This is a genomic window from Streptomyces sp. NBC_00386, assembly GCF_036063235.1.
GTDB lineage: Bacteria > Actinomycetota > Actinomycetes > Streptomycetales > Streptomycetaceae > Streptomyces.
This window is the reverse complement of the sequence record NZ_CP107950.1, coordinates 5,648,436-5,672,863: the sequence shown is the minus strand read 5'-3', so window position 1 is coordinate 5,672,863 and position 24,428 is coordinate 5,648,436. Positions and strand designations below refer to the sequence as shown.

The following is a 24,428-nucleotide window of genomic DNA, read 5'->3' as shown; positions in this document are numbered from 1 at the left end:
TCGGGTGTTTGGCTGGGACGCATGGGCGCAGACATGGACAGGGCAGGGGATCGGGCGGACGACGGCCAGGGGACGGGTGGGGCTGCGGTGTCTTCGGCGGGGACTTCGGACGCGGTGCGGGTCTCACGGCGGGACGACGCCGTGCGGGCCGCCGTGGAGCAGGGGCTCCTCGCTCCCGACCGTCCCATCGTCGCGCTCCTCGACGTCCCCGGCATCCGGGCCTCGGCCGCCGCGCTGCACGCCGCCTTCGACGCCGTGACCGCTCCCGGCACTCCCGTGCTGCACACCTTCGCGGTGAAGGCGACGCCCCTCGTGCCCGTACTGCGACTGCTGCGCGAGCAGGGCATCGGCGCGGAGGTGGCGAGCCCCGGGGAGCTCGCACTCGCCACGGCGGCCGGGATCCCGCCCGGGCGGACCGTGCTCGACTCGCCGGCCAAGACGCCCGCCGAACTGCGCGAGGCGCTGGCGCTGGGCGTCGCGGTCAACGCGGACAGCCCGCAGGAGCTGGACCGCATCGACGTCGCCGTCCGCTCCGCCGTCACCGGATCCCCCCTCGGAATCCGGGTGAACCCGCAGGTCGGCGGGGGTTCGATCGAGGCACTGTCGACGGCGACGGCGACCTCCAAGTTCGGGGTCGCGCTGCGGGACGAAGGGGCCCGCGCGTGGATCCTGCGGGCGTACGCCGACCGGCCCTGGCTGACCCGGCTGCACGCGCACTCGGGCTCGCAGGGCATGCCGCTCCCGCTGATGGCGCGGGGCGTGGCGGAGACGTACGCGCTGGCCGAGGAGATCAACCGGCACGTCGGGCGACGGCAGGTCGACACGATCGACATCGGCGGCGGGCTGCCGGTCGACTTCACCTCCGATGCCATGGCACCGACGTACGAGCAGTACGCGCGGCTGCTCGCGGAGGTGACACCGGGGCTGTTCGACGGGCGGTACGGGCTGGTCACCGAGTTCGGGCGGTCGCTGCTGGCCAAGCACGGGACGGTGCTGGCCCGGGTCGAGTACGCGAAGTCCGCCGGGGGCCGGGCGATCGCGGTCACCCACGCCGGGGTGCAGGTGGCGACCCGCACGGTGTACGCGCCGGGGTCCTGGCCGCTGCGGATCGTCGCGTACGACGCGAAGGGCCGCCCCAAGACGGGGCCGGACGTCGTCCAGGACGTCGCGGGCCCGGCCTGCTTCGCGGGCGACCTGCTCGCCGAGGGCCGCCCGCTGCCGCTGCTCGAACAGGGCGACCACGTGGCCGCGCTGGACACGGGCGCGTACTACTTCGCCCACCACTACGCGTACAACTCGCTCGCCCGCCCCGGCGTCTACGGCTTCGCACCGGCCGGGGGCGACGCGGGAGGCGTGCGTTTCACGGTCGTGCGGGAGCCGCAGACCCTCGACGAGATCGTCGCGGAGTCGGGCGGCGCACACACCCGCGCACTCACCGACCTGTAAACCGGCGAAGATCCCCCCGCCGACCGACCGCCACATCCAGCCCCTCCGGCGTTCGAGGAGCGGGGTCCGGGGCGGAGCCCCGAGACGGGACGGGAAGGGGCGGAGGGGGCGAATCCAAGAAGGGCGGCACCGACCGACCGGCACCGCGCCGACCGGCGGACACCGGGGCGCACGGAAAACGGCGGGCGCCCGTTCGCACCCATGTACGCCCCCGCCTCACCGCTCCAGGGCAGCACGAACGCACCACAGGTGGTTTGAGCGCGCCTGAGAATGTGGTCAGTTGACCCACCTTAGTCAGCGCGGGCATTTTCCACAGGAAAATGCCGGATCACTCCCTTCTCGTGCACACAGTGCGTAACTTCGGCGTCACTCGGCCGAACCCTTTGGCGGGAGGGAGACACGGTGCCCGGTATCGACGAGTGCCTGCTGGAGGCCATGACACTGCCCGGCGCGCGAGGCGCCTCGGTGGTCGACTGGACCAGTGGCCTGGCTCTGGGCACGGTCGGTGACGCTCCGGGCGACGACCACGAGACGACCGCGGCGGAGGCCGCCGAGCTGGCCCGGCTCGCCGCGGAGAACCGCTCGTTCGCCCCCAAGGGCGGTTCCGACTGGTCCGAGTGGTCCGACCAGGAGACCCCCATCGAAGACCTGATCATCAGCAACCGCGACAGCTACCACGTCCTGCGATTCGTCCGGACCGCCTTCGACAGCAGCGTGTTCCTCCATCTGTGGCTGGCCCGCTCGGACGGCAACCTCGCCCTGGCACGCATCCGGCTGGGCGAGATGGCCGGACGGCTGGTGCTCGTATGACCACGGTCCGGACACCTCCCCCGCCCCGGCTCCCCGTACGCGACACGGCACCGGGCGCCCCCGGCGGCGCCTCACCGATGCTCAGCCGGCTCGCCGACGAACGGGCCACCGGCGTCCTCATCCGCGAGCGCGGCACCCTCTACCTCGCCGACGGCGAGGTGGTGCACGCCGAGAGCCCGGCCACACCCGGGCTCGACGTCCTGTTCTCCGTCCACGGCGTCCTGGCTCCCGAGGTGTGGCAGGAGGCGGTCGCCGCGGCCGGGGCACGCCGCCGGGTCGGCCGGTTCCTGATCGACAGCGGGCGGATCGCGGAGGGCGCGCTGGAGCTGTGCCACCTCGGTTCCCTGTACGACGCCGCGTACTTCGTGCTCGGGCCGAGCAGCACCCCGAGCCGCTTCCGGTACGGCGCCGCGCACTGGTTCGGCCCGCTCCGCCCCGTCCCGGTCGCCGCGCTGGAGCGCGAGACGGTGCGCCGGCGTGAACTCCTGCACCGGATCTGGCCCGACCCGGCGACCGACACCGCGCCGCTGCGGCGCGCCCTGCTCGCCGCGGGGCCGACGGTGCCGTTCCGCCAGGAGGCCGTCCTCGGCCGGGTGGACGGCGTCCGCACGGCGGCGGACGTGTCCCTCGCGCTGGGGCGGCCCGCCTTCCACACGCTCGTCGACCTGCGCCGCCTCGCCGCCGCCGGCCTCGTGACGGCCGCGCCCGAACCGCAGCCGCTTCCCCCGCCCAGCGTGCTCACCCAGACCTCCACCGATCCCGACGTCGCGTTGCTGCGACGGCTCAGAGTCGCGCTGGAGGCCTTGTGAGTCCCAACCCCGCGGGAGGCCTTGTGATCCGCGCGCTACGACAGCGTGCCGAGAGGAGACTGCTGATGGCGGCGGAGGCCGAAGTCCTGGACGAACTCCATCGGTTGAGGGCCCGCGTGCCCCAGCTGACCGGAGCGCTCGCGGCCAGCGCCGACGGTCTCGTCCTCGCCCACGACACACCCGGCGTGGAGCCGGACGGCCTGGCCGCGCTCACCGCGGCCGCCCTGGGGGTCGCCATCCGCATGACCGAGTCCACCGGCCACGGCGACCTGCGTGAGCTGCTGGTGCGCGGTGTGCACGGCTATGTCGCGACATACGCGGCGGGCGGCTCCGCCGTGCTGACCCTGCTCGCCCAGGACCGGGTCAACGTCGGCCGGCTGCACCTGGAGGGGCGGCGCTCCGGCACCCGGATCGGCGAACTCGTCGACGCCGCCACGGCTCGCGGCGAACCGGCCGCCGAACCGGCCAGGACCTCCGCGAAGGCCTCGTCCCGCACGCGCACCCCACGCGGCACCACTCCGCGTACCACATCCACTCCTGTCACCAACCACCCGAGAACATCAGAGAGCTGAAGGAGCAACCCATCATGACGAACACCGAGACCGCGCTCAAAGAGGCACTGGCCGCCATCGAGGGCGCGACCGGAGCCGCCCTCGTCGACTACACCAGTGGAATGGCGCTGGGCACGATCGGCGGCAGCAAGAGCTTCGACCTCACCGTCGCGGCCGCCGGCAACACCGACGTGGTCCGCGCCAAGCTGCGCACCATGGAGCACCTCGGGCTGAAGGGCGACATCGAGGACATCCTGATCACCCTCTCCGACCAGTACCACCTGATCCGGCTGATCAAGGGGCGTGGCGGAAACGGCCTCTTCCTGTACCTGGTGCTCGACCAGAAGCGCGCCAACCTGGCGATGGCCCGGCACCAGTTGAAGAGGATCGAGGCCGATCTGGAGGTCTAGCCCCACGCCACCGGGTCCGGAACCGCTCCGGTCAGTGACGCCGCGCCCCACCGGGCGCGGCGTCACCCGCCGCCACTCCGGTGGCCCGGACGGCCCGGACCGGCTTGCCCACGGGGGCACCGGCGCGCGGGCCGAGCCAGTCGACACGCACCCAGATCAGCGCCTGCTCGGCACGCTCCAGCCGCCCGAGCCGGGCGGCCTTCAGCCACAGTCCGACGCCCGCGCCTGCGAGCAGCATGCCGCCCGCGGCGGGCACGGCGAACGAACTGCCCAGCGCGGCGGCGAAGGCGAGCAGCAGCCACCAGCGGTGGCCCCGGCGCCAGTTGCGCAGCGTCACGGCACGGTCCTGGAGCACATCGTGCTTACCCGCGCGGGCTGCCGAGCGGACCAGGGCGTCGTAGCGCTTCCTGCGCCAGTACGCCACCACGGCCGCCGTGACGAGAAACAGCGCGGCCCCCGCCATGACGCCGATCCTGCGCCCGGTCAGCCCGGGGAGCAGTACTCCGACTCCGGCGGCCAGCACCCCGTACCACCACAGCGGTGCGGCTCCCGCCCGCACCACGACGGCCACCCGGGCCAGTCCCTGTCCTCCGCGCGCCACGATCCGCCTCCCGACTCAGCGCCTGTACGGGCACGCCGTCGACCGCCGTCGCGCCCGCATGTCTTTGGGCGGGCAGATTAGCCACGGAAGGTGAGACGCGTCTGAGAAACGGCCGAATCGCCGCCCCGGCGTCTACTCCACGAACAGTCCCCGTGCGGCGGCTCGCACGTCGAACTGCTCCAGCCGCGCCTGCGCGTCCGGCAGGTCGTCGCACATGGCCTCCAGCAGAACGCGGCCCAGCAGCATCGGCGCGCACGCCGTGTCGAACGCGAGGCCGGTGCCGACGGCGGCGGGGAGCAGCAGGTCGGACACCTTCGCGACCGGCGCGAACGCCGAGTCCGCGACCGTGACGACGGTCAGCCCGGCCTCCTTCGCGTAGCCGAGGGCCTCGACGACCTCGCGCGGGTGGCGGGGCAGCGCGAAGCACAGCAGGGCCGTGGCCCCGGCCCGTACGGTCGCGTCGATCCGGTCCTGGAGCATCGTGCCGCCCTCGTGCAGCAGCCGGACGTCGGGGTGCACCTTGGCGGCGAAGTAGGCGAAGCCGTAGGCCTGGGAGGCGGCGGCGCGCAGCCCGAGGACGGGCAGCGGACGCGACGCGGCCAGCAGGCGCCCCGCCCTCGCGACCGGACGCGGGTCCGCGAGCACGGCGGCGAGGTGACGCAGATTCTCGATCTCGGCCTCGACGGCCTGCTGGTACTCGTTGTACGAGGCGGTGTCGGCGGCCGGTTCGGCGGGCGCGACCTCGCGCAGGTGCTTGCGCAGCGCCGGGTAGCCGTCGAAGCCGAGCGCGACCGCGAAGCGGGTGACGGAGGGCTGGCTGACTCCGGCGAGTTCGGCGAGTTCGACACTGGACAGGAACGGCACGTCGGCGGCGCTGCGCACCATGCTGTGGGCGATGCGCCGCTGGGTCGGGGTGAGCCGGCGCCCCTCGAAGAGGCTCTGGAGCCGTCCGGCGGGGCTGTCGCTCACACCGGTGCCGCCCTCCACGCCGCCGTCCCCGGCCGTCTCGCCGAACCCCATCGCTCTGCCGCCCCCCATGACCTCGCCGCCCCCCATCGTCTTGCCGTCCCCGTCCTTGTCGCCGCCCGCGGCCCTGTCGCTGACCGTGCTCATGACGTGCTCCCCCTCCAGATGTCCGTGAACCGGTCGAGCAGCGCGGCGGCCGCCGTCACATCGTCCGTGAGCGGCCGGTCGGCCTGCTCCGGTTCGAGCGCCGCCTCGGCCAGCTCCAGTGCCCGCCCGGCCGGCAGCCCCGGGTCGGGCCGCAGGTCGCGCTGGCGCAGCGCCCGCACCGCGGCGACCAGTTCGCAGCCGACGACGAGACGGAACGCGCCGCACGCACGCAGGGTCTGGCGTGCCGCGAGCGAGGCGAAGCTCGCCTGTTCCTCGACGCCCCGGGAGAGTACAGCGTGGCCGAGCGAGGCGGGCGCGGAGAAGGCCCGCAGGTCACCGAGCGCGGCACCGGCGGCGTACTCCAGGATCATCACCCCCGAGGACGCGGGTTCCTGATCGGCGAGGAAGGGGCGCAGCCGGGTGTAGGCGGGTTCGTTGAGGGTGGACAGGCGGGAGGTGGACAGACGTGCCACCTGGGTGACGGCGAGCCTGAAGTGGTCCAGGGCGAGGGCGAGTTGTGCCTGGTAGAAGCCGCCGTGGTGGTAGGCGGCCATGTCCTCGGGGGAGATGAGCGGGTTCTCCGCGGCGGCGTTGATCTCCACCGAGAGGACCTCCTCCAGCGCGTCCGCCGCGTCGTGCGCGGGACCGTGGATCTGCGGCAGGCAGCGGAAGCCGTACGGGTCCTGGATCCGGCCGAGCGGCGGTGTGGGCCGGTCCGCGGCTCCGATCAGTTGCCGCATCCGGCGCGCCACCTCGATGGACCCGCGGTGCGGCCGGGCGGCGTGCACCGGCGCCGCGTAGGCCTCGTGGGACCCGTCGACCGCCAGCAGCGACAAGGCCGCGACGACCTGGGTGGCGCCGATCAGTCCGCGCAGTTCGTGCAGCGCGAGGGCGGACTGTCCGACGGTGAGGGCGTTGCTGCTGATGAGCGCGAGCGCGTCGTTGTTGTCGAGCGCCAGGGGCCCGGGAGCGGCGTTGTCGAGCGCCAGGGGCCTGGGAGCCGGCCCCCTGCCGGACCGCGTACCCGGCTCCTCGCGCCCCGGCACCACCGAGCCGTCCGGGCTTCTCCACGGGTGCTCCCCCGCGAGGGCCAGGCCCACCTGGGCCAGGGCGGCGATGTCCCCGGTCCCGACCGAGCCGAACTCGTTGACGACCGGGTACGCGCCGCTCTCCAGCGCCTCGCACAGCGCCGTGACGACGATGGGCCGCAGTCCGGCGCCGCCCGCGAGGAGCTGGTTCGCCCGGACGGCGAGCATCGCCCGGACCTGCCGGGCGGGCAGCTCCTCACCGATGGCGCCGGCATGGCTGCGCAGCAGGCGCAGTCCGTGGCCGGCGGCCGCCTCGGTCGGCACGTCCTCGTCGCGGTTGGCGCCGACGCCGGTGGAGCGTCCGTAGACACGGCCGGTGGCGGCGATCCGCCGGGCGGCGCACCAGGACTCCTCGGCCCGCTTCATCGCCTCGGTGCCGGGAACCGGGCGCGCGGTCCCGTCGGCGAGCCGTACGACGTCGTCGACTCCGGTGCCGCGGCCGTCCAGGACCACGAGTGCGACGGCCGCCGGAGGCGTCACCGCACACGACGTGTCCACGATCCGGGACGACACCACACGCACACCCTTCTATTCAGATACCGAGAACTCTGCATGACGATATGCAGACCGGGCAAGGGGCGTCTTCCGGGGGCTCGGCCCCGCCGCAACAGGGGGGCTACCCCCAGTGCCACGGGCACCTCCGCTGCCTAACGTGATGGACATGACCGGTATGAACGCCCGCCATGACGACGCGGAGCTGAAGAAGGAACTCGACGCCACCCTGCACGCGCGCAAGGAACTCGGCGAAGAGTACGAATCCGCGCTGGTCGACTCCTTCCTGGAGAAGGTCGAGCAGCGCCTCGACGGTGCCGTCGACCGCCGGGTGCGGCGCCGGCTCGCGGAACAGCAGATGGTGGTGGCGCGCGGCGCGCGTTCACCCCAGTCGTCCGACTCCTGGGGCGAGCGCTTCGGCTTCGGGATCGTCTCGCTCGTCCTCGCGATCCCGCTGTCCGCGATCGGCGGCGGAGTCGCGCACCTGCCCGGTCTGCTCGTCGCCTGGGGCGGGATCGTCGGAGTGAACGTGGTCCAGGCGGCGCGCCTCTCCCCCGGCCTCTTCGGCCGCCGCAGGAACCGGCCGGAGTCGGACTGGGAAGAGTAGGCACCGGTGGCATACGAAAGGGCCCGGCACTCGGGACGAGTGCCGGGCCCTTCGACGTATTGCGCGGGGACCGCCGCACCCCCGGTGAAGGGGGGCGGGACGACGGCGGTCCCCGCGAGGGACGCGGGCCGGGTCAGGACCGGGCTTACGCGTCCTAGGCGTCCATGGAGGTCCGGGAGCCGCTCCGGAGGTCCTTGGCGCCGTTCGGCGCCGGCCTGGGCGGGGAGCCGCTCCCGCCCTGCCGACACCCACTAATGTGCCGGACCCGTGTTAAGCGGGTGCTGCGCGGACGTGACGCGCTCGTACCACTTCCGCGAAGTTCACCCCGGCCGGAGCCGGAAGATCCACACGGATCCGACACTTCGAGCGAAATTCCTGCTCAGGCCCCGGACGGGGTCAGGCCCTGGTGCCGCCCTTGGCCAGGAAGGACAGCAGGTCCTGCCGGCTGACGACGCCGGTGGGCTTGCCCTCGACGAGCACGATCGCGGCGTCGGCGCGACCGAGCACGGACATCAGGTCGGCGACCGGCTCACCGGATCCGACCTGCGGCAGCGGCGACGACATGTGCTTCTCCAGCGGGTCCTCCAGGGAGGCCCGCTTGGTGAAGAGCGCATCCAGGAGCTCGCGCTCCACGACCGACCCGATGACCTCGGCGGCCATCACGTCCGGGTGACCGGCGCCGGGCTTGACGATCGGCATCTGCGAGACGCCGTACTCGCGCAGCACCTCGATGGCCTCGCCGACGGTCTCCTCCGGGTGCATGTGGACGAGCGACGGGATGGAGCCGCCCGCCTTGTCGTTCAGCACGTCGGCGACACGGGCGCTCGGGCCGGTGTCCTCCAGGAAGCCGTAGTCGGCCATCCACTCGTCGTTGAAGATCTTGCTGAGGTAGCCGCGCCCGCTGTCGGGGAGCAGCACCACGACGACGTCGTCCGGGCCGAGGCGCTCGGCGACGCGCAGCGCGGCGACCACGGCCATCCCGCAGGAGCCGCCGACGAGGAGCCCCTCCTCCTTGGCCAGCCGGCGCGTCATCTGGAAGGAGTCCTTGTCGGACACGGCGACGATCTCGTCCGCGACCGTACGGTCGTACGCGGTCGGCCAGAAGTCCTCGCCGACGCCCTCGACCAGGTAGGGCCGGCCGGAACCGCCGGAGTACACGGACCCCTCGGGGTCGGCGCCGACGACCTGCACCTTGCCGTCGCTGGCGTCCTTCAGATACCGGCCGGTACCGGAGATCGTGCCGCCGGTGCCCACACCCGCGACGAAGTGGGTGATCTTCCCCTCCGTCTGCTCCCACAGCTCGGGGCCGGTCGAGTGATAGTGCGACAGGGGGTTGTTCGGGTTGGAGTACTGGTCGGGCTTCCAGGCTCCCGGGGTCTCCCGCACCAGCCGGTCGGAGACGTTGTAGTACGAGTCCGGGTGCTCCGGGTCGACGGCGGTGGGGCAGACCACGACCTCGGCCCCGTACGCGCGCATCACGTTGATCTTGTCGGTGGAGACCTTGTCGGGGCACACGAAGATGCAGTGGTAGCCCTTCTGCTGCGCCACGATGGCGAGCCCCACACCCGTGTTCCCACTGGTCGGCTCGACGATCGTGCCGCCGGGCTTGAGGTCGCCGCTCTCCTCCGCGGCCTCGATCATGCGCATGGCGATGCGGTCCTTCACGGATCCGCCGGGGTTGAAGTATTCGACCTTCGCCAGGACGGTCGCCTGGATGCCCGCGGTGACGTTGTTGAGCCTCACCAGCGGGGTGTTGCCGACGAGACTGATCATCGAGTCGTGGAATTGCACCGTTGTCTCCGGAGCTGCGTTTTCAACAGGAATGGTCTCGTCAGCCTACGGCCCTGAGCAGCCGTTCACCCGCGGTTGAGATTGACCCACCCGCTCTTCGGGGCAAGCAGTGGTTGTACGGCTACAGGAGGTGGCGGCGACGGATGTCGAGCATGTCGAGGGCGAGGGTGGCCCGGCGGATCGCCGCCGGCGCGGCGTACGGCGGGGGCGGCGTCGGGCTGGTGGGGGCGGCGGCCGTCGGTCTGGTGCTGGCCGAGGTGCAGCTGGTGAAGCGGCATGTGGGCAACGGACACGCTCCCTACGCACCGCGCGCGGACGGTCTGTACGGGTACGACTACGCCGGCGCCTCCCCTGACGAACCCCCGCTGCGGCTGACGATGCTCGGCGACTCGACGGCCGCCGGCCAGGGAGTGCGCAGGGCCCGGCAGACGCCGGGCGCGCTGCTGTCCTCGGGACTGGCGGCGGTGGCCGAGCGGCCGGTGGAGCTGTGCAATGTGGCTCTGCCCGGCGCCCAGTCGGACGACCTGGACCGCCAGGTCGCGCTCGCCCTCACCGACACCTCCCGGCTGCCCGACGTCTGCGTGATCATGATCGGCGCGAACGACGTGACGCACCGGATGCCGCCGACACGCTCCGTACGCCATCTGTCCGCGGCGGTACGCCGGCTGCGCACGGTCGGTGCGGAGGTGATCGTCGGCACCTGTCCCGACCTGGGCACGGTCGAGCAGGTCCAGCAGCCGCTGCGCTGGCTGGCGCGGCGCGCGTCCCGTCAGCTCGCCGCCGCCCAGACGATCGGCGCGGTCGAGCAGGGCGGCCGTACGGTGTCGCTGGGCGACCTGCTGGGCCCGGAGTTCGAGGCGAACCCGCGCGAGTTGTTCGGCCCCGACCACTACCACCCCTCGGCGGAGGGGTACGCGACGGTCGCCATGGCCCTGCTGCCCACGGTCTGCGCGGCGCTCGGCCTCTGGCCGGCGGAGGAGGAGCGTCCGGACGTCTCGCGCCACGAGGGTTTCCTTCCGGTCGCCCGCGCCGCGGCGGAGGCCGCGTCCGAGCCCGGCACCGAGGTCACCGCCGCGATGCCCACCGGGCCCCGCGGCCCCTGGGCCCTGCTCAAACGCCGCCGCCGCCAACGCCTCCCGGCGACGGACCCGGCCCCGACCCCGCTCAACTGACCCCCGGCGGGGCACCGGGCGAGCGGGCGGCCCGTACCCGGGCGCGGCCGCGTGGGGGCGGGCCGTCGGGGCAGCCCGCAGCCAGGCGCGGGTACGTGAGGGCCGACCGCGCAGTTCCCCGCGCCCCTGGCTCTTTCACCCGGCCCGGCACCGAATGTCCGGCCCCGATCCGGGCAGGCCCGTAGCCGGGTGCGGCTCCGTGGGGGCGGGCCGCGCAGTTCCCCGCGCCCCTGGGGCTCTCACCCCGGCCGGCGGAAAGATTTCAGCCCCTCCGACGCTTGAGGAGCGGGGTCCGGGGCGGAGCCCCGTGGGCGGCTGCACCGACGCGGGCAACCCGTATCCGGCTGCGGCTCCGTGGGGGCGGGCCGCGCAGTTCCCTGCGCTCCTGGGGCTCTCACCCCGGCCGGCGGAAAGATTTCAGCCCCTCCGGCGCTTGAGGAGCGGGGTCCGGGGCGGAGCCCCGTGGGCGGCTGCACCGACGCGGGGGCACCTCCTCATCCCGGCCGGGAGAAACACACCCCACCCCCAAGGCGCCCCCGCCAGCAAAAAGCAAGCGCTTAGAAAAGTGCGGCCGGTGTCACACACCCAGACCGGTGACCTCGACGGTACGTACGGGTAACTTCCCAGACAGCCCTGCACACTTCCCGTACGCCAATGGAGCCGTGATGCCCGAAGCCGTGATCGTCTCAGCCACCCGCTCCCCGATCGGCCGCGCCTTCAAGGGCTCCCTGAAGGATGTGCGCCCCGACGACCTGACCGCCACGATCATCCAGGCCGCCCTCGCCAAGGTCCCCGAGCTCGACCCGAAGCTCATCGACGACCTGATGCTCGGCTGCGGCCTCCCCGGCGGCGAGCAGGGCCACAACCTCGGCCGCATCGTGGCCGTGCAGATGGGCATGGACCACCTCCCGGGCTGCACGATCACCCGTTACTGTTCCTCGTCCCTCCAGACCTCCCGCATGGCCCTGCACGCAATCAAGGCCGGCGAGGGCGACGTCTTCATCTCGGCGGGTGTCGAGATGGTGTCCCGGTCGATCAAGGGCACCTCCGACGGGATGCCCGACACCCACAACCCCCTCTTCGCCGACGCCGAGGCCCGCACCCTCGAGGTCGCGCAGTCGGAGGGTTCGACCTGGCACGACCCGCGCGAGGACGGCCTGATCCCGGACGCGTACATCGCGATGGGCCAGACCGCCGAGAACCTGGCCCGCCTCAAGGGCGTCACCCGCCAGGACATGGACGAGTTCGGCGTGCGCTCGCAGAACCTCGCCGAGGAAGCCATCAAGAACGGCTTCTGGGCGCGCGAGATCACCCCGGTCACGACCCCGGACGGCACGGTCGTCAGCACGGACGACGGCCCCCGCGCGGGCGTGACCCTGGAGGGCGTCCAGGGCCTCAAGCCGGTCTTCCGCCCCGACGGCCTGGTCACCGCGGCCAACTGCTGCCCGCTGAACGACGGCGCCGCCGCCCTCGTGATCATGTCCGACACGAAGGCCCGCGAGCTCGGCCTGACCCCGCTCGCCCGCATCGTCTCGACCGGCGTCACCGGCCTCTCCCCCGAGATCATGGGCCTCGGCCCGGTGGAGGCCAGCAAGCAGGCGCTCAGCCGCGCCGGCCTCACCGTCGACGACATCGACCTGTTCGAGATCAACGAGGCCTTCGCCGCCCAGGTGATCCCGAGCGCCCGCGACCTGGGCATCCCGCTGGACAAGCTGAACGTGAACGGCGGCGCCATCGCCGTCGGCCACCCCTTCGGCATGACCGGCGCCCGCATCACCGGCACCCTCATCAACAGCCTCCAGTTCCACGACAAGCAGTTCGGCCTGGAGACCATGTGCGTCGGCGGCGGCCAGGGCATGGCGATGGTCATCGAGCGTCTCAGCTGACAGTCATGACCCGTTACCGTGACGGGATTTGAACCCAGCGTGAACGAATCGGCCCAGAAGCCCGGAACCACCGGGCCTCTGGGCCGATTTGTGATCCAATCCCTTCCAAGATGTGACCTATGTCCCCTCGGATGGGCATTCCCGCAGGTCAGGTGCGTGCACGGTTAAACCTGAGGGCCAAAGTCCTGTCCTATTCGTGACGTTACGCACTGACAGTTTGGTGGTTCGCCCTTCAAGCTGATGTAGGAAGTCGGGGGCCGACTTTGAACCGGGAGTACGTCAGTGAGCGCCATGTCTATTGCTCTGCTGCTCGCCACAGCCGCCACAGCGGCCGTGGGCGTCGCCGTTCTGCACACCCTGCGGGGTCTGCGCCGGCAGGTCGCAGCCCTGCACAGCGAACTCGTCGCGAGCCGCGCCGACGCGGCGCGGGGCCTCGTGCCCGCGGCGCGCGGATCCGCCGACGCGGACGAGATACGCACGGCCGTGGCCGACGCGCTGGCCGAGGAGCGGGAGCGGGAGCTCGCCGAGGCGCGGGCCTTCTGGGCCGCCCAGGAGGCGCGTGACGCCTCCGACGCGCCGTCGCTGCTCGGACTGCCGGACACCGAGCTGTTCCTGCCGCGCCACTCGGACTTCGTGGGCCTGGACCACCTGGAGCCGGTGGCCGAGACCGGTACGGACCTCGAGGAGTTCCTCCAGACCGGTACCGCCGGCGACTCCCCGGAACTCGCCGCGGCCCGCCGCCGTCACCCCTCGCACCCCGACTTCGTCCCGGCCCAGTCACCGGTGGTCAACGACCACGAACGCACGGTGGCCCGCCTGGAGGAGCTCGCCGAGTCCGGTACGGAACTGGCGGACGTCCGCCCCGGCCCGCTCGGCACCCTCGACGTCTACGTCTTCGCCGACGGCACGACCCTGTGCATGACCCCCGGCCACCGTGAGACCGCGCAGCGGCTCGCCGCCGCCCTGACGGCGGGAGAGGCCCCGGTCCTGCTCGGCGGCTCCGGCGTCTCGGGCGCGTACGCCCTGACCTTCTCGTTCGGCGAGGAGAGCGTCTACATCCTGGCGGACCGCGTCATAGCGTCGCTGTAGCGTCCGCCCCGAGGGGGACCGCACGACATCCCGCGCGCCGGAGTCGGCCGAGAGGATCAGACCCCGGCGCGTTTCTGTGCCTCGGCCACGAGCGTGACCGCTTCCGCCAGTTCCTCCTCGTTCTTCAGTACGAGGGCCAAGTCGTGTGCGGCGACCGTGATTTGGTCGGCGGCGGCGAACATCCCGGCGTCGGGCATCTCCCGGGGCTCCCCCGACGGGTCCTCGACCCGCTGGGCGCGCAGCGCGAACTCCCTGGCCAGCCCCAGCGCCTCCGCCGCGGCACTGCGTTGCAGGCGGCTCTGCGGGGCGGCCCGCAACCGGTCGGCGAAGTGGTCCACGGCTCGGGTCAACGGCGTCGTATCCAGCACGCCGCGAGACTACGCGCAGCGGCGGGACTGTTGCCAACAACCCAACCCTCAGGCACGGTGGCGTGAAGGACCGGCTTACATCCCCTTTGCGTTCGGAGGCGCCGATGTCCCAAGTCTTCTCCGCGGAGACCCATCGCAACCTGCTCGCCCGCATCCCCCATTGCACCGGTCGTGAGATCTCCGACTGGCTTCGCACCGTCGAGGAAGGCCCCGCCCTCTTCCGTTTCGAGGAGAAGGTCAGCTGGCTCCGCGCCGAGCACGACCTCGCGTACGGCCACGCCAAGGCGATCATTCACGAGTACGACCTGAGGAGGGCCGCGCGCAAACTGCTGTGAGCGCGCACCACCGAGACGACCGGTATCCGACGACGACCCGGCACCCCATGACGAAGGGCCCGCGAACTGGTGGTTCGCGGGCCCTTCAGGTCACCTGACGGCCTGTCCGGCCGCCGGTGTCACTAGTCTCTGCCGCTGAAGATGGCGACCAGCCGCAGCATCTCGACGTAGATCCACACGAGGGTCATGGTCAGGCCGAACGCGGCCAGCCATGCCTCTTCCTTCGGCGCACCGTAGGTGATGCCGTCCTCGATCTGCTTGAAGTCGAGGGTCAGGAAGAACGCGCCGATCAGGATCGCGAGGATGCCGACGATCGCGCCCAGCGGGCCGCTGCTGCGCAGTCCGCCGTCCGGGGCGACACCGAAGACGACCAGCAGCAGGTTCACCGCCATGACGGCGACGAAGGCGATGGCGATGGTCAGGCCGATGCGCGCGTACCGGGCGGTGACCCGGATCCAGCCCGCCTTGTAGACGAGCAGGGTGGCACCGGTGACCGCCATGGTGCCGAGCACGGCCTGGAAGGGCGCGCCGTTCCACTGCGTGTTGTACATCTCGCTGATGACACCGAGGAAGACGCCCTCGAAGGCGGCGTACCCGATGATCAGCGCGGGCGTGGCGGTGCGCTTGAAGGACTGCACCATCGCGAGCACGAAGGCGACCAGCCCGGAGCCGATGGCCAGGCCGTAGCTCGTGCTGGAGACCGGCAGCAGCGCCCAGGCCAGGACGGCGCCGACGACGACGGTGCCGAGCGTCATGGCCGAACGCATGACGACGTCGTCCATCGTCATACGGCCGGTGGTGACCGGGGCCTGCGGCGGAGCGCCCTGCTGGAGGCCCTGCTGTGCGTAGGGGTTCTGCGCGTAGGGGTTGCCGCCCTGCTGGGCGTACGGGTTCCCCTGCGTGCCGACAGCGGGTCCCCCGGCCTGCGGCGCCGCGTTGAAGCCCGCGTAGCCGTTGTCGCGGCTGAACCCCCGTCGCGAGAAGACCGGGTTACTGCTCCTCATTTCACTCCTCCATGGCCACCCTCGTAGCCTTGGCTCAAGAGTAATAGGTAGGCAAAGGGATGACCCTAGTGCTTGGGGAGGATCTTTCCCTCGTTGTGCCACCGTACGCGTGTGTCCCCTGGCACGCCCGTACTGGTACGAAGCCGTGACACCGGCTTCGGGAAAACGGCTTCACGGGGCACATGCCCTCTCAAGCCGCCTTGATCACCCGCTATTCCCGTTGTTCGCCGAGAGGAAAGCCCGTGTACCCCTCCGCGAGGTCCGCCGCGGCCGCGCGTGAGCTCGCGATCCGCTCCAGGCGGGCCCGCTGGACGCGGTCCTCGAAGGGGGTCGCGGCGGGGTCGCGGTGCAGCAGGGCTGTCATGTCGTACGAGAACCGCTCGGCCTGCCAGACCCGGCGCAGACAGGTCTCGGAGTAGGCGTCGAGCCGCTCCGCCGATCCGGTGTCCCTGAGGTGGATCAGGGCGCGGGCGAAGGTGACGACGTCGCCGACGGCGAGGTTGAGACCCTTGGCGCCGGTCGGCGGCACGATGTGGGCGGCGTCCCCGGCGAGGAAGAGCCGGCCGTGCCGCATCGGCTCGTGGACGTAACTCCTCATGGGTGTCACGGACTTGGAGGTGACGGGGCCGCGCCGCAGCCGCCAGTCGCCGGTGGTCTCCAGACGCCGTTCCAGCTCGTCCCAGATCGCCTCGTCGCTCCACTCCCCCGCGTCCGTGCCCTCGGGCACCTGGAGGTAGAGGCGGGAGACGCTGGGCGAACGCATGCTGAGCAGGGCGAAGCCGCGGTCGTGACGGGCGTAGACGAGCTCGTCGTGCGAGGGCGCGACGTCGGCGAGGATGCCGAGCCAGCCGAAGGGGTAGGAGCGTTCGAAGGTGCGGGAGAGCGCGGCGGGCACGGCCTGGCGGGCGACGCCCCGGAAGCCGTCGCAGCCGACGACGTAGTCGCACTCCAGCACGTCCTCGCGCCCCTGGTGCCGGAACCGCACCCGGGGCCGGTCGCTCTCGGCCCCCTCGACGGCCAGCGCCTCGGCCTCGAAGAGCAGCGGCCCGCCCTCCGCGATCTGGAGCGCGACGAGGTCCTTGCACACCTCGGTCTGCGCGTACACCATCACCGAGCGCCCGCCGGTGAGCGCCGGGAAGTCGATCCGCTGCCGCTTCCCCTCGTACCGCAGCTCGATCCCGTCGTGCCGCAGCCCCTCCCGGTCCATCCGCTCGCCGGCCCCGGCGGCCCGCAGCACGTCCACGGTCCCCTGTTCCAGGATCCCGGCCCGCTGCCGCTGCTCCACATAGGCCCGGTCCCGGCTCTCCAGGACCACGGACTCGATCCCGGCACGGTGCAGCAGCCGGGCCAGCAGCAACCCGGCGGGCCCGGCTCCGACGATCCCGACGGTGGTCCGCATCGGCATACCCGCACCTTCTCTCGCTGTTCGCGAAGTGAACTTTCCTTCACCTCATTGCGAGTCTCCGCCGCCCCGGAACCGATGTCAACGGGCGCCGGGCCTACCGGCATGGTGGGGTCGGTGCTGAACGCGGTACGCGAGCCTCGCCGGCCGACCCGCCCGCAAGGGCGCGGCGGAACGAGGCGGGACAGCCTCGGGAAGCTCGTCACGAACGGAAGGGTGCGAGCCGCGCGGGGATGAGGGACCGCGACCCGAAGGGTTACGAGGCGCCACGGATGCTTGCGGGAAAGCCTCACCCGAGGGTCACCGGGTGAGGCCGCGTGCCCGGAACCGGACTTGAACCGGTACGCCCGCGAGGGGCAGCGAGGTTTAAGCTCGCCGTGTCTGCATTCCACCATCCGGGCAGATCATGGGCTCCGCATCGAGGTTCCGAGCCTATCGGGGCGCATCACCCGAACAGCGGGCGCGCGTACCGATGTTGTCTTATTTTATTGATGTCTGAGGGTGCATCAGTACACCGCACAGGCCGTCAGCACTTGCCAACAGCCTCCCGGACGCGCTGAGCACCCGTACGCGGATTGACGGAATTTCACCGTCCGAACGCGATCACGACGAACCCCTGACGAGGTCCCGGGCCGGCCGCCGGGCGCGCGACCGTGCGCCGAGCGCCCCCCGGGCCCGACCCGGACCGCTCTCGGGGAGCTCCGTCATCCCCAGGTATGACGCGACCGCTCCCGGTCCGACCCCAGGCTGCCTCCGGAACCGGAACAGGGGGTGACTACATCCCGCGGATCGGCACGGACGATGGAACACGTCCCCAGCAACGTCATCGACGTCGTCGTACCGACAGGAGCACCCTTCCGTGACCACCACTCCCCTCGCCGGCACAAGCACCGCGGTCGCAGCCCGCGCCACGGAACTGTCGAAGGTCTACGGGCAGGGCGAGACCCAGGTGGTCGCGCTCGACCGGGTCACCGTCGACTTCCGGCAGGCCGAGTTCACCGCGATCATGGGTCCCTCGGGATCGGGCAAGTCCACGCTGATGCACTGCGTGGCCGGACTGGACACCTTCTCCTCCGGCTCGGTGCGCATCGGCGACACCGAACTCGGCTCCCTGAAGGACAAGCAGCTCACCAAGCTGCGCCGGGACAAGATCGGCTTCATCTTCCAGGCGTTCAACCTGCTGCCGACGCTGACGGCCCTGGAGAACATCACCCTCCCGATGGACATCGCGGGCCGCAGGCCCGACAAGGAGTGGCTGGACAGCGTCATCAAGATGATCGGCCTCGCCGACCGCCTGGGCCACCGCCCCTCCCAGCTCTCCGGCGGCCAGCAGCAGCGCGTCGCCGTCGCCCGTGCCCTCGCCTCCCGCCCCGAGATCATCTTCGGCGACGAACCGACCGGGAACCTCGACTCGCGCTCGGGCGCGGAGGTCCTCGGCTTCCTGCGCAACTCCGTACGCGAGCTGGGCCAGACCGTGGTGATGGTGACGCACGACCCGGTGGCCGCCGCCTACGCGGACCGCGTCGTCTTCCTCGCCGACGGACGGATCGTCGACGAGGTGTACGAGCCGACCGCGGACTCGGTACTGGACCTCATGCGGAACCTTCCCGGGGGAAACCCCCGGACCCCCGAGTCCGACGGCAGGAACCGCACGAGCTGACGCGGGCCGAGCCCTCCCGCCGCTCCCCCACTCCTCGTACACCTGGACTGAGACAGACCATGCTCCGTACCGCCTTGCGCAACGTGTTCGCGCACAAGGCCAGGCTCCTGATGACCGTGCTCGCCGTCCTGCTCGGCGTCGCCTTCGTCTCGGGGACCCTGGTCTTCACCAACACCATCTCGGACGCCTACCAGAAGAGCTCCGCCAAGGGCTTCGACCAGGTCGACGTCGCCATTCGCCCCAAGAGCGCGGCGGACACGGACGACACCCTCGGCAGGAGGCACGACCTGACACGGCCCCTGCTCGACAAGGCGGCCGGAGTACCGGGAGCGGCCTCCGCGATCGGTGTGGTCAACGGCTTCACCGCCATCGCCGGCAAGGACGGCAAACTCATCGGCGGCGGCTTCCAGTCGCAGGGCGGCAACTACTGGAGCGACAACGACCCCCGCTATCCCCTGACGGCCGGGCACGCACCGCACGGCACCGGCGAGATCGCGATGGACGCCGAGACCGCGAGGCGGGCCGGCTACAAGGTCGGCGACACCGTACGCCTCTCGGTCGACGGCCCCGTCCTCAAGCCCGTCGTGGCCGGCATCTTCCGCACGGACGACGGCAACGTGGCCGCCGGCGGCAGCCTCGCCCTGTTCGACACGGCGACCGCACAGCGGCTGTTCCACTCGTCCGGCACCTACGACGAGATCGACGTGAAGGCCGCGCCGGGCACCAGCCAGAGCGCGCTGCGCGAGGCGCTCGACGCCGTCGTACCGAAGGACGTCGCCTCCACCGTCACCGGCCGGCAGCTCGCCGACGACCAGGCCGAGCAGATCTCCGCGGCGATGAGCGGCATGAAGACGGGCCTGCTGGTCTTCGCCGGGATCGCGCTGTTCGTCGGCACGTTCATCATCGCCAACACCTTCACCATGCTGGTCGCCCAGCGCACCAAGGAGCTGGCGCTGCTGCGCGCCGTCGGCGCCTCCCGCCGCCAGGTCACCCGGTCGGTGCTGATCGAGGCCTTCGTGGTCGGCGCGGTGGCGGCCGTCGGCGGGCTCGCCGCGGGCATCGGCATCGGCGCCGCGATGCGCTCCCTGATGGGCACGCTCGGCGCCACGGTCCCGGACGGCCCGCTGGTCGTCTCGCCCGGCACCGTCGCCACGGCGCTGCTCGTCGGCGTCCTCATCACGATGCTGGCCGCGTGGCTGCCGGGCCGCCGCGCCGCGAAGATCCCGCCGGTCGCCGCGATGAGCAGCGTCCACGCGAAGGCGACGACGAAGTCCCTGGTCCTGCGGAACACGGTCGGCGCCCTGCTCGCCGCCGCGGGTGTCGCCGTGGTCCTCTACGCCACGACGATGGACGGCTCCGACGGCCAGGCCCCGATGGGGCTCGGCGCGGTGCTGCTCATCATCGGCGTCTTCGTCCTCACCCCGCTGCTCTCCCGCCCGCTGATCGCCGCGGCGGCCCCGGTCCTGCGGGTCTTCGGGATCTCCGGCAAGCTGGCCCGGCAGAACTCGTTGCGCAATCCGCGCCGTACGGCCGCCACCGCCTCGGCGCTGATGATCGGTCTCACGCTGATCACCGGCATGACGGTGATGGCGGGCAGCCTGCAGAAGTCGATCGACAAGATGGCCAGTTCGGCGATCAGGGCGGACTACGTCGTGTCGATGGCGAACGGCAACTCCCTCTCCCCGGACATCGAGAAGAAGCTCGCCGCGGTCGACGGCGTCACCGACACCAGCCCGCTGCGCAACGCGCCCTCCCGCATCGACCGGCAGACGGAGTTCCTGACCGGCGTCAAGGGCGCGGCCATCGGCAAGCTCACCGATCTCGACGTCACCGACGGCTCCTTCGAGGTCGGCGGCACCGGGGTCGTGGTCGACTCGGACACGGCCGGGTCCCACGGCTGGAAGGCCGGTTCCCGCTTCCAGGTCTCCTACGAGGACGGCGCGAAGGAGAGCCTGACCGTCGCCGGGGTGTACGAGGCCAACGAGATGATCCGGGGCATCATCCTCGACAACGCCACGCTCTCCCCGCACCAGCGCGGCGCCTCCGACATGCAGGTCATGGTGAAGACGGCGGGCGGCGCCTCGGCCGCGGTCAAGGACCGGCTGGAGAAGGCGCTCGGCGACAACCCCGCCGTCAAGGTCCAGGACAAGAAGGACATCTCCGACGGCATCGCGCAGATGTTCACACTGATGCTGAACATGCTCTACGGCCTGCTGGCGATGGCGGTGATCGTCGCCGTCCTCGGCGTCATCAACACCCTCGCGATGTCGGTCTTCGAGCGCTCGCAGGAGATCGGGATGCTCCGCGCGATCGGCCTGGACCGCAAGGGCATCAAGCGGATGGTCCGTCTGGAGTCCCTGGTCATCTCGCTCTTCGGCGGCGTCCTCGGCATCGGTCTCGGCGTGTTCTTCGGCTGGGCGGCCGGCCAGTTGCTGGGCAGCAGGATGTCGACGTACGAACTGGTCCTGCCCTGGGGCCGGATGGCGGTCTTCCTCCTGCTCGCGGCGACGGTCGGCGTCCTGGCGGCGCTCTGGCCGGCACGCCGGGCGGCCCGTCTGAACATGCTGACGGCGATCAAGTCCGAGTAGCCGGCACGGCGAACGGGCCGGAGCGACGGCCCCGGAGAAACAGGGGGAGGGGGCCCGATCCGGACGGATCGGGCCCCCTCCCCCGCGTCGCGCCGCCGCTCCGTACGTCAGTTCCAGGTCCTCGCCCGCAGCGGCATCCCGGACGGGCCCGCCCCGCCCCGGGTCTTCACCGCCAGGACCTGGTTGACGCCGATCTGGTTGCGTTCGAAGGCGACCGCGCTGGCCGCCATGTACAGGCGCCAGACACGGGCCCGGCCGACACCGGTCAGCCGGACGGCACGGGACCACCCGGCCTCCAGATTGGCGACCCAGCGGCGCAGGGTGAGCGCGTAGTGCTCGCGCAGGGCCTCGACGTCACGCACCTCGAACCCGGCCCGTTCGAGCTGGGTCACGGTCGTCCCGACGGGGGCGAGTTCGCCGTCGGGGAACACATAGGCGTCGATGAACGGGTCGACGGCGTACGACGATTCGTCGCGCTGCGGGCGCCGGGCGATCTGGTGGTTGAGCAGCCGCCCGCCGGGGACGAGGAGGCCGCCGAGCACCTCGGCGTACTCCAGGTAGCGCTCGGCGCCGACGTGTTCGGCCATGCCGATGGAGGAGATCGCGTCGTAGGGCCCGTCGGTGACGTCCCGGTAGTCCTGAACCCTGATCTCCACCCGGTCGGTCAGGCCCTCTTCCGCGACCCGTTTACGGGCGTACGCGGCCTGTTCCTGCGACAGCGTCACCCCGACCACCCGTACGCCGTGGTCGCGGGCGGCGTGCACGGCCATCGAGCCCCAGCCGCAGCCGACGTCGAGGAGCCGCTGACCGGGCTTCAGAGCCAGCTTCCGGGCGACGAGTTCGAGCTTGTCGCGCTGCGCCTCCTCCAGGGTGCCGCCCTCCTCCCAGTAGGCGCACGAGTAGACCATGGACGAGCCGAGGACGATCTCGTAGAAGTCGTTGCCGACGTCGTAGTGGTGGCTGATGGCGCTCCGGTCGCTGCGCCTGGTGTGCAGGTGGCGGCGCCGGCGCACCTCCTCGGCGGGCGGGGCGGGCGGCAGCGGCAGCCCGGCCATCCTCACCAGCCCGCGGGCCGCGGCGCGCACCTCGGGGTCACGCAGCGCCGCCCCGAGCCCTCGCGCGTCCTCGGGGCGCTCCCACACGAGCCCGGAGATCAGGTCCAGGGCGGTGTACAGGTCCCCCTCGACGCCGAGGTCACCCGAGACCCAGGCGCGGGCGAGTCCCAACTCGCCCGGCTTCCACAGCAGTCGGCGCAGGGCCCGCCGGTTGCGGACGACGAGCGCCGGAGCCGCGGGCGGACCCGCTTCCGAACCGTCCCAGGCGCGCACGCGCAACGGGAGCGGGACTCCCAGCAACTGTTCGACAAGGCCTTTGAGACGCGGCGCGGCGTCCTGCATGGCGTACACCTCCGAGACAGCACTCCCGAACGCTCCGACACCACGTAAACATCTACCCCGTCAGCGGGCAGTCCCGCTTCCACGACACAGATTCGCAAAATGTGTGTACGCACCACACTTTGAACGCCGCGCCCACCTCGGCGGGCACGGCGCGCCGCCTGGGCCGGGGAACGCCGAAGGGGCCGCCCGCACCACGGATGGCGGGCGGCCCCTTCGGGGCGTTCGGTGACCGGAGGTCAGGAGGCCTTGGCCTTCTCCTCGGTCTTGACGGCGGGCGCCGGCGCGGCCGGAGCCGGCTTGGCAGCCTCGTAGAACTCCTCGCGCGGAGTCTCCATGGCGCCCAGGGAGACGACCTCGCGCTTGAGGAACATCGCGAGCGTCCAGTCCGCGAAGACGCGGATCTTGCGGTTCCAGGTCGGCATGGCGAGACCGTGGTAGCCGCGGTGCATGTACCAGGCGAGACGGCCCTTGAGCTTGATCTTCATCTTGCCCATGACGATCATCGCGACGCCCTTGTGCAGACCGAGACCGGCCACGGCGCCCTTGTTGGCGTGCGAGTACTCCTTCTGCGGGAAGCCCCGCATACCGGAGATCACGTTGTCGCCGAGGATCTTGGCCTGACGCAGCGCGTGCTGCGCGTTCGGCGGGCACCAGGCGTTCTCGACACCGGCCTTGCGGGCGGCGACGTCCGGCACCTGGGCGTTGTCGCCCGCGGCCCAGATGTAGTCCGTGCCCTGCACCTGGAGGGTGGTCTGGGTGTCCACGTGGCCACGCGGGCCGAGCGGCAGACCGAAGCGGGAGAGAACGGGGTTCGGCTTGACGCCGGCCGTCCAGACGATCGTGTTGGAGTCGACCTCGAGGCCGTTCTTCAGCACGACGTGGCCGTCGACGCAGGAGTCCATCGAGGTGGAGAGGTAGATCTCCACGCCGCGGCTCTCCAGGTGCTCCTTGCCGTACTGGCCGAGCTTGGGGCCGACCTCGGGAAGGATCTTGTCCGCGGCGTCGACGAGGATGAAGCGCATGTCCTCGCGGGACACGCTGCTGTAGTACTTGGCCGCGTCGCGGGCCATGTCCTCGACTTCACCGATGGTCTCGGCGCCGGCGAAGCCGCCACCCACGAAGACGAAGGTCAGCGCCTTGCGGCGGACGTCCTCGTCCGTGGTGGAGTCGGCCTTGTCGAGCTGCTCGAGGACGTGGTTGCGCAGGCCGATGGCCTCCTCGATGCCCTTCATGCCGATGCCCTGTTCGGCGAGGCCGGGGATCGGGAAGGTGCGGGAGACCGCGCCCATCGCGATGACGAGGTAGTCGAAAGGCAGCTCGTACGCCTCGCCCACGAGCGGGGCGACCGTGGCGACCTTGCGGTCCTGGTCGATGGTGGTGACCCGGCCGGTGAGGACCTCCGCCTTGGGAAGTACACGCCGCAGCGGGACGACGACGTGCCGCGGGGAGATGCTGCCGGCGGCTGCTTCGGGGAGGAAGGGCTGGTAGGTCATGTACGACCGGGGGTCGACGACCGTGACGGTCGCCTCTCCGTAGCGCATCTGCTTGAGGATGCGCCGAGCTGCGTACAGGCCTACGTACCCACCGCCTACTACGAGGATCCTGGGACGCTCCGTGGTGCTCATGCCATCGAGTATCCACCTGCTTCCGGGGGGTCGCTCGTGCGCCCCTTCACAAGCTTGGGCAGGGGCTCTGCTACACTCCGCCGCCCTCGCGATCGAGGTCATGGCGGCAGGGGTGGACCGCCGTACGGTTCGTACCGTTGTCAACACCGCGTGAGCTGCGGCCCAACCCGTTCGGCCCAGCAGA

At 71.6% G+C, this 24,428-nt stretch carries 21 protein-coding genes and 1 tRNA gene; 12 read left to right on the top strand and 10 right to left on the bottom strand.

Annotated features, from left to right (window positions below):
* The first annotated feature begins 21 nt into the window (after nucleotides 1-21).
* From OG780_RS25020 to OG780_RS25000, 5 genes are all read left to right on the top strand, one after another.
* Nucleotides 22-1,446: a diaminopimelate decarboxylase gene (locus tag OG780_RS25020; RefSeq protein WP_328451704.1), complete on the top strand. Its 1,425-nt coding sequence runs from the start codon at nucleotides 22-24 to the stop codon at nucleotides 1,444-1,446.
* 402 nt (nucleotides 1,447-1,848) lie between these two features.
* Entirely contained in the window at nucleotides 1,849-2,256 is a 408-nt protein-coding gene (locus OG780_RS25015) for a hypothetical protein (RefSeq protein WP_037628227.1), read from the top strand.
* Nucleotides 2,253-3,065 (top strand): transcriptional regulator, encoded by an 813-nt coding sequence (locus tag OG780_RS25010; protein ID WP_443062202.1) that lies wholly within the window; start codon nucleotides 2,253-2,255, stop codon nucleotides 3,063-3,065. The genes OG780_RS25015 and OG780_RS25010 overlap by 4 nt, the downstream gene beginning before the upstream one ends.
* Before the next feature lie 65 nt (nucleotides 3,066-3,130).
* Nucleotides 3,131-3,637, top strand: a complete 507-nt coding sequence (locus OG780_RS25005; protein WP_328451699.1) for a roadblock/LC7 domain-containing protein — start codon at nucleotides 3,131-3,133, stop codon at nucleotides 3,635-3,637.
* A gap of 14 nt (nucleotides 3,638-3,651) precedes the next feature.
* Nucleotides 3,652-4,026, top strand: a complete 375-nt coding sequence (locus tag OG780_RS25000) for a hypothetical protein (protein WP_326787344.1) — start codon at nucleotides 3,652-3,654, stop codon at nucleotides 4,024-4,026.
* 31 nt (nucleotides 4,027-4,057) lie between these two features.
* On the opposite strand, the gene OG780_RS24995 is transcribed toward OG780_RS25000, so the two are convergent.
* The 3 genes from OG780_RS24995 to OG780_RS24985 form a co-directional block, all read right to left on the bottom strand.
* Nucleotides 4,058-4,627: a hypothetical protein gene (locus OG780_RS24995; protein WP_328451697.1), complete on the bottom strand. Its 570-nt coding sequence runs from the start codon at nucleotides 4,625-4,627 to the stop codon at nucleotides 4,058-4,060.
* A gap of 132 nt (nucleotides 4,628-4,759) precedes the next feature.
* Nucleotides 4,760-5,647 carry a MurR/RpiR family transcriptional regulator gene (locus tag OG780_RS24990; RefSeq protein WP_328458356.1) on the bottom strand — a complete coding sequence of 296 codons (888 nt, stop codon included), beginning with the start codon at nucleotides 5,645-5,647 and terminating at the stop codon, nucleotides 4,760-4,762.
* An 89-nt stretch (nucleotides 5,648-5,736) separates the two neighbouring features.
* The gene (locus OG780_RS24985) at nucleotides 5,737-7,341 is read right to left on the bottom strand and encodes an aromatic amino acid ammonia-lyase (protein WP_328458354.1); all 1,605 of its coding nucleotides are present in this window, start codon (nucleotides 7,339-7,341) and stop codon (nucleotides 5,737-5,739) included.
* A 148-nt stretch (nucleotides 7,342-7,489) separates the two neighbouring features.
* Here OG780_RS24985 and OG780_RS24980 point away from each other — a divergent pair, with 148 nt between their 5' ends.
* Complete coding sequence (locus OG780_RS24980) at nucleotides 7,490-7,927, top strand: hypothetical protein (RefSeq protein ID WP_328451695.1); 438 nt, start codon at nucleotides 7,490-7,492, stop codon at nucleotides 7,925-7,927.
* 396 nt (nucleotides 7,928-8,323) lie between these two features.
* Here OG780_RS24980 and OG780_RS24975 read toward each other — a convergent pair whose 3' ends face one another.
* Nucleotides 8,324-9,718 carry a cystathionine beta-synthase gene (locus OG780_RS24975; protein WP_326787341.1) on the bottom strand — a complete coding sequence of 465 codons (1,395 nt, stop codon included), beginning with the start codon at nucleotides 9,716-9,718 and terminating at the stop codon, nucleotides 8,324-8,326.
* 143 nt (nucleotides 9,719-9,861) lie between these two features.
* Between OG780_RS24975 and OG780_RS24970 the strand changes: the two genes are divergently transcribed.
* From OG780_RS24970 to OG780_RS24960, 3 genes are all read left to right on the top strand, one after another.
* Complete coding sequence (locus tag OG780_RS24970; protein ID WP_328451693.1) at nucleotides 9,862-10,890, top strand: SGNH/GDSL hydrolase family protein; 1,029 nt, start codon at nucleotides 9,862-9,864, stop codon at nucleotides 10,888-10,890.
* Nucleotides 10,891-11,555: 665 nt separating this feature from the next.
* Entirely contained in the window at nucleotides 11,556-12,776 is a 1,221-nt protein-coding gene (locus tag OG780_RS24965; RefSeq protein ID WP_328451691.1) for an acetyl-CoA C-acetyltransferase, read from the top strand.
* A 291-nt stretch (nucleotides 12,777-13,067) separates the two neighbouring features.
* Entirely contained in the window at nucleotides 13,068-13,865 is a 798-nt protein-coding gene (locus OG780_RS24960; RefSeq protein WP_328451689.1) for a hypothetical protein, read from the top strand.
* A gap of 56 nt (nucleotides 13,866-13,921) precedes the next feature.
* On the opposite strand, the gene OG780_RS24955 is transcribed toward OG780_RS24960, so the two are convergent.
* Nucleotides 13,922-14,233, bottom strand: a complete 312-nt coding sequence (locus tag OG780_RS24955) for a hypothetical protein (protein WP_326787337.1) — start codon at nucleotides 14,231-14,233, stop codon at nucleotides 13,922-13,924.
* A 104-nt stretch (nucleotides 14,234-14,337) separates the two neighbouring features.
* Between OG780_RS24955 and OG780_RS24950 the strand changes: the two genes are divergently transcribed.
* A complete protein-coding gene (locus OG780_RS24950) occupies nucleotides 14,338-14,568 on the top strand; it encodes a DUF4287 domain-containing protein (RefSeq protein ID WP_326787336.1) in 231 nt (76 codons plus the stop codon).
* 122 nt (nucleotides 14,569-14,690) lie between these two features.
* Here the strand turns inward: OG780_RS24950 and OG780_RS24945 are convergent, their stop codons facing one another.
* The 3 genes from OG780_RS24945 to OG780_RS24935 form a co-directional block, all read right to left on the bottom strand.
* Complete coding sequence (locus OG780_RS24945; RefSeq protein ID WP_328451687.1) at nucleotides 14,691-15,572, bottom strand: Bax inhibitor-1/YccA family protein; 882 nt, start codon at nucleotides 15,570-15,572, stop codon at nucleotides 14,691-14,693.
* A 211-nt stretch (nucleotides 15,573-15,783) separates the two neighbouring features.
* Nucleotides 15,784-16,971, bottom strand: a complete 1,188-nt coding sequence (locus OG780_RS24940) for a 4-hydroxybenzoate 3-monooxygenase (protein ID WP_328458352.1) — start codon at nucleotides 16,969-16,971, stop codon at nucleotides 15,784-15,786.
* Between the two features lie 321 nt (nucleotides 16,972-17,292).
* A tRNA-Leu gene (locus tag OG780_RS24935) sits at nucleotides 17,293-17,375 on the bottom strand.
* Nucleotides 17,376-17,833: 458 nt separating this feature from the next.
* On the opposite strand from OG780_RS24935, the gene OG780_RS24930 reads away from it, so the two are divergent.
* Nucleotides 17,834-18,634, top strand: coding sequence for an ABC transporter ATP-binding protein (locus tag OG780_RS24930; RefSeq protein WP_328451685.1), 801 nt, complete (start codon nucleotides 17,834-17,836; stop codon nucleotides 18,632-18,634).
* Nucleotides 18,635-18,693: 59 nt separating this feature from the next.
* Entirely contained in the window at nucleotides 18,694-21,222 is a 2,529-nt protein-coding gene (locus OG780_RS24925; protein ID WP_328451683.1) for an ABC transporter permease, read from the top strand.
* A gap of 107 nt (nucleotides 21,223-21,329) precedes the next feature.
* Here the strand turns inward: OG780_RS24925 and OG780_RS24920 are convergent, their stop codons facing one another.
* Nucleotides 21,330-22,619, bottom strand: a complete 1,290-nt coding sequence (locus OG780_RS24920; protein WP_328451681.1) for a cyclopropane-fatty-acyl-phospholipid synthase family protein — start codon at nucleotides 22,617-22,619, stop codon at nucleotides 21,330-21,332.
* Nucleotides 22,620-22,855: 236 nt separating this feature from the next.
* Complete coding sequence (locus tag OG780_RS24915) at nucleotides 22,856-24,244, bottom strand: NAD(P)/FAD-dependent oxidoreductase (RefSeq protein ID WP_328451679.1); 1,389 nt, start codon at nucleotides 24,242-24,244, stop codon at nucleotides 22,856-22,858.
* Nucleotides 24,245-24,428 lie beyond the last annotated feature (184 nt).

Coding starts and splice junctions, on each gene's coding strand:
- OG780_RS25020 (WP_328451704.1), top strand. CDS start 22: ATGGGCGCAGACATGGACAGGGCAGGGGATCGGGCGGACGACGGCCAG.
- OG780_RS25010 (WP_443062202.1), top strand. CDS start 2,253: ATGACCACGGTCCGGACACCTCCCCCGCCCCGGCTCCCCGTACGCGAC.
- OG780_RS25005 (WP_328451699.1), top strand. CDS start 3,131: ATGGCGGCGGAGGCCGAAGTCCTGGACGAACTCCATCGGTTGAGGGCC.
- OG780_RS25000 (WP_326787344.1), top strand. CDS start 3,652: ATGACGAACACCGAGACCGCGCTCAAAGAGGCACTGGCCGCCATCGAG.
- OG780_RS24990 (WP_328458356.1), bottom strand. CDS start 5,647: ATGGGGTTCGGCGAGACGGCCGGGGACGGCGGCGTGGAGGGCGGCACC.
- OG780_RS24980 (WP_328451695.1), top strand. CDS start 7,490: ATGACCGGTATGAACGCCCGCCATGACGACGCGGAGCTGAAGAAGGAA.
- OG780_RS24970 (WP_328451693.1), top strand. CDS start 9,862: ATGTCGAGCATGTCGAGGGCGAGGGTGGCCCGGCGGATCGCCGCCGGC.
- OG780_RS24965 (WP_328451691.1), top strand. CDS start 11,556: ATGCCCGAAGCCGTGATCGTCTCAGCCACCCGCTCCCCGATCGGCCGC.
- OG780_RS24960 (WP_328451689.1), top strand. CDS start 13,068: ATGTCTATTGCTCTGCTGCTCGCCACAGCCGCCACAGCGGCCGTGGGC.
- OG780_RS24950 (WP_326787336.1), top strand. CDS start 14,338: ATGTCCCAAGTCTTCTCCGCGGAGACCCATCGCAACCTGCTCGCCCGC.
- OG780_RS24945 (WP_328451687.1), bottom strand. CDS start 15,572: ATGAGGAGCAGTAACCCGGTCTTCTCGCGACGGGGGTTCAGCCGCGAC.
- OG780_RS24940 (WP_328458352.1), bottom strand. CDS start 16,971: ATGCGGACCACCGTCGGGATCGTCGGAGCCGGGCCCGCCGGGTTGCTG.
- OG780_RS24925 (WP_328451683.1), top strand. CDS start 18,694: ATGCTCCGTACCGCCTTGCGCAACGTGTTCGCGCACAAGGCCAGGCTC.
- OG780_RS24920 (WP_328451681.1), bottom strand. CDS start 22,619: ATGCAGGACGCCGCGCCGCGTCTCAAAGGCCTTGTCGAACAGTTGCTG.
- OG780_RS24915 (WP_328451679.1), bottom strand. CDS start 24,244: ATGAGCACCACGGAGCGTCCCAGGATCCTCGTAGTAGGCGGTGGGTAC.